Source organism: Actinokineospora sp., assembly GCF_050699995.1.
In the GTDB taxonomy this organism is placed as follows: domain Bacteria; phylum Actinomycetota; class Actinomycetes; order Mycobacteriales; family Pseudonocardiaceae; genus Actinokineospora.
The window spans coordinates 1-3,607 of the sequence record NZ_JBOHGC010000410.1 but is presented as its reverse complement, the minus strand read 5'-3'; the positions used below and the strand labels follow the sequence as shown (position 1 = coordinate 3,607).

3 protein-coding genes and 4 pseudogenes are annotated in these 3,607 nt (G+C 67.6%); 2 read left to right on the top strand and 5 right to left on the bottom strand.

The genetic code is table 11. The features are described from left to right. The 5 genes and pseudogenes from ACRDSQ_RS20270 to ACRDSQ_RS20250 form a co-directional block, all read right to left on the bottom strand. Nucleotides 1-154: pseudogene (locus ACRDSQ_RS20270) on the bottom strand (hypothetical protein); the annotation flags it as partial. 2 nt (nt 155-156) lie between these two features. Then, nucleotides 157-711 (bottom strand): annotated as a pseudogene (locus tag ACRDSQ_RS20265) (intein-containing recombinase RecA); the annotation flags it as partial. 129 nt (nt 712-840) lie between these two features. Then, nucleotides 841-1,689 (bottom strand): annotated as a pseudogene (locus ACRDSQ_RS20260) (intein-containing recombinase RecA); the annotation flags it as partial. A gap of 3 nt (nt 1,690-1,692) precedes the next feature. Further along, nucleotides 1,693-2,307 (bottom strand): annotated as a pseudogene (gene recA / locus ACRDSQ_RS20255) (recombinase RecA); the annotation flags it as partial. Between the two features lie 180 nt (nt 2,308-2,487). Continuing rightward, a complete protein-coding gene (locus ACRDSQ_RS20250) occupies nt 2,488-2,682 on the bottom strand; it encodes a DUF3046 domain-containing protein (protein ID WP_091371654.1) in 195 nt (64 codons plus the stop codon). Between the two features lie 32 nt (nt 2,683-2,714). On the opposite strand from ACRDSQ_RS20250, the gene ACRDSQ_RS20245 reads away from it, so the two are divergent. Both ACRDSQ_RS20245 and ACRDSQ_RS20240 read left to right on the top strand, forming a co-directional pair. Further along, the gene (locus ACRDSQ_RS20245; RefSeq protein ID WP_431423220.1) at nt 2,715-2,837 is read left to right on the top strand and encodes a hypothetical protein; all 123 of its coding nucleotides are present in this window, start codon (nt 2,715-2,717) and stop codon (nt 2,835-2,837) included. Nucleotides 2,838-2,875: 38 nt separating this feature from the next. Continuing rightward, nucleotides 2,876-3,607: DUF2332 domain-containing protein (locus tag ACRDSQ_RS20240; protein ID WP_431423218.1), on the top strand; the 732-nt coding region annotated here is incomplete at its 3' end.

Genomic DNA, 3,607 nt, shown 5'->3' with positions numbered 1-3,607 from the left:
CGGCGAACCGGTCGAGAACCTCGGTCGCCACCTCGTCCGGGATCCCCTTGGCGCGCAAGCGGGTCGCGAGCTCGGTCGCCGTACGGGGGCCTGCCTCGAGCAGGCGCAGGCAGATCTCCCGCGCCTGCTCGGCAGGGTCCTTCTCCACGGCCATGCTCAGAGGTCGACGGGCACTGGGGCGACCATGTCCGCGAGGGCGTCGTCGGTCACGTCGACCGCGACCCCGATGCCGAGCTTCTGCTTGATCTTCAGCTCGACCTCGTCGGCGAGCTCGGGGTTGTCGCGCAGGAAGGCTCGCGCGTTCTCCTTGCCCTGGCCGAGCTGGTCGCCCTCGTAGGTGTACCAGGCGCCGGACTTGCGCAGGATGCCCTGCTCGACGCCCATGTCGATGAGCGAGCCCTCGCGGCTGACGCCCTTGCCGTAGAGGATGTCGAACTCCGCCTGCTTGAACGGCGGCGCGACCTTGTTCTTGACGACCTTGACGCGGGTGCGGTTGCCGACCGGCTCGCCACCGTCCTTGAGCGTCTCGATGCGGCGCACGTCGAGCCGCACGGAGGCGTAGAACTTGAGCGCCTTGCCACCGGTCGTCGTCTCCGGGCTGTTGTGCACCATGACCCCGTCGACAAAGTAGTTGTGGTTACCCTCGACCTCGATGTCGAACCGGTTCATCGAGCGGGTCTTCGGCTTCACCCGAACATCCAGGATTCGCGCCGGGACCGGCCGCAACCTGGCCGCCACGAACTGCGGCTCAACGGCGAACTGACCACGGAACCGGGGCAGCAGCTTGTATTCCATCGAGGAGTGCACAAACGGCGCGACCATCTGGTGGAACTGGGCGGAGGCCGTGGTGGTGAACTGGAGGACCGGGATCTGACGCGCACCTCGAATCGTCAGCTTCACGTCCAGGTCGTGGGTGTCCCGCAGGTACTCCACGAGCCGCTGCTGCGTGTCGGCGCCCATCGCGGCGACGCAGATCTCGATACGCCCGCTATCCCCCTCGGTCCGCTGCTGTAGGCCCTTGGAACGCACTGTGAAACAGCCGTCGTCCATGTACCAGACGGCGAGCGCGAGCGGCGTCAGCGCCTTGAGGTAATCCCAGGACAGATGCTTCTTCCCGTCACCGAAATACACCGACTGACGCAGGTCACCGAGTTCCGGCAACGGCGTGAAATCGGCGAACGACGCATTCTTGGTATTCGTCGAACGGGTGTGCGCGATGTTGCCCAGCAGGGAAGTCTTCCAGTCCAGATAGTCGACCTGAGCCTCCCCATGCCCCATCCGGAAACGCACGCCTGAGCGGTCGTGCCGATTGGGAGCCAGGTGGCCGTCGCCCATGAGCGAACCGAGTACGACCTGCCACTGCTGGTCACTGAGCCGCTCGTGCTCGGCCAGCATTACCCGATCACCGGCGATCAGCTCGCCTGCTTCCTGCCAACCGCCGGGAGTACGGACGAGGTGATTCGCCGTGGCCGCGAACTGCGCTCGCCCATTGCCACCGGACTTGGCCACGGTGAACTGGAGGAACTGCTCGGCGGGGCCGTTGTTGAACCAGTTGACGACCTTGCGCGGCACGATCTCGTTACGCTCCGGGTCATAGGAGAGCACCTCGACCGGAAGCTTCTGATTGACGATCTTGCCGATTTTCTCCGTGGAACCGTCCGCAAGGGTGACTCTGGTCGAGTAAGTCATGCAGCCGAACATGACGCCGATCTTCTCGCGGAGCTGGTTGATGAAGATCGCGGTGGTGCCGGTGTTGCTCATGGCGCCGGTCATCTTGCGCAGGGCCTGGCTCATCAGCCGGGCCTGCAGACCGACGTGGTTGTCGCCCATCTCGCCCTCGATTTCCGCGCGCGGGACGAGCGCCGCGACGGAGTCGATGACCAGGATGTCGAGGGCGCCGGAGCGGATCAGCATGTCCGCGATCTCCAGCGCCTGCTCGCCGGTGTCGGGCTGCGACACCAGCAGGGCGTCGGTGTCGACACCCAGGTTCTTGGCGTACTCCGGGTCGAGCGCGTGCTCGGCGTCGATGAACGCGGCGATGCCGCCGTTGCGCTGGGCGTTGGCCACCGCGTGCAGGGCGACAGTGGTCTTACCGGACGATTCCGGACCGTAGATCTCGACCACCCGCCCACGCGGCAGGCCGCCGATGCCGAGGGCGACGTCGAGTGCGATCGCGCCGGTGGGGATGACCGCGATCGGGGCGCGGCCTTCCTCCCCGAGGCGCATGACCGAGCCCTTGCCGAAGTTCTTATCGATCTGGGCAAGGGCGAGTTCGAGCGCCTTATCCCGATCGGGTGCTGGTGCCATCTTGGTTCCACCTCGGTTGACTCGAGACTGTTTCGTACTCACGGCGCCGACGCTACGGGCAAGGGCCGACGTTTCTCGGAAGGCACCGCCGGTCTGTGGACAAGCGGACCCGATGTGGACAACATGGTAGCGAACACCTGTTCGATCCTGGTAGTGACACGCCGATGGTGTAGGTCGCGCTCAGCGCCGCTCGGGCGGGACCTCGAAGGCCTCGCAGACGGCCCGCCAGATCTCCTTCGTGGGGATCCCGGCGTCGAGTGCCTGGTCGACCGTGCGGCCGCCGAGCACGCTGAAGACGTGGTCGTGGGCAATGGTGTCGGCCCGCTGGGCGCCGAATTCCTCGGCGAGGCGGGACCGGAAGGCGGTGATGCGCATCGGGGCCGAGTGTAGGTGGCACACTCAGGCACGTGTTCACCTTCGCCATCGAGAACCCGTCGGCCACCGAGGAACTGTGGCTGACCATCGGATCCATCGGCGCCTGCGTCGCGGCCATCGTGGTCGGCCTCATCGCACTGCGGAACCGCCGCTGAAGCCGCCTGGATGCGACGGCACGCACGAATCTCCGCACATGGGTAAGGCCCGCACACTCGCCCAGGTGTACCGGCACTTCGGTGAGGTCGAGGCCGCCGGGACATCGCCGCTGTACGAACGGGTCGCCGTCGCCCTGAGCGAGTCCGAGGAAGCGCTACGCGCGATCGAGACGGCGCCCGCGCGCAAGCGGAACCCCGCCGTGATCCTCGCCTCGCTGCACGATCTCGTGCTCGCCGGTCGCGCCCCGGCGCTCGCCGCCGCCTACGCCGCCGCGGACAGCGACGCCGCCGCCCACGCGGTGATCGACACCCTGCTGCACATGACCGACTCCGTCGTGGCCACCGCCGTGCGCAGGCAGCCGCTGACGAACGAGACCGGACGCGGCACCGTGCTGTATCCGGCCATCGCCGAGGCGGCACACCGGGTGGGCGCGAACGCGGTCGGGCTGATCGACATGGGCTGCTCGGCAGGCCTCAACCTCATCGTCGACCGCGTCGCCATCACCTACAACAACGGCCGATCGCTGGGCGACCCGTCCTCTCCCGTGCGGCTGTCGGCTTCGATCGTGGGCGACCGGACCGTCCCGACGCGGGCGATGCCCGAGGTCGTCGCCCGGGTCGGCGTCGACCCCGATCCGGTCGACGTGACCGACGCGGATGACGCCCGATGGTTGCGCGCCTGCCTGTGGCCGGATCAGCCGGAGCGGGTCGCGCGGCTCGAAGCGGAGCTGGCGGTGGCGGCGACGGCCCCGCCGCTGCTGCTGCACGGT

Coding starts and splice junctions, on each gene's coding strand:
- ACRDSQ_RS20250 (WP_091371654.1), bottom strand. CDS start 2,682: ATGCGCATCACCGCCTTCCGGTCCCGCCTCGCCGAGGAATTCGGCGCC.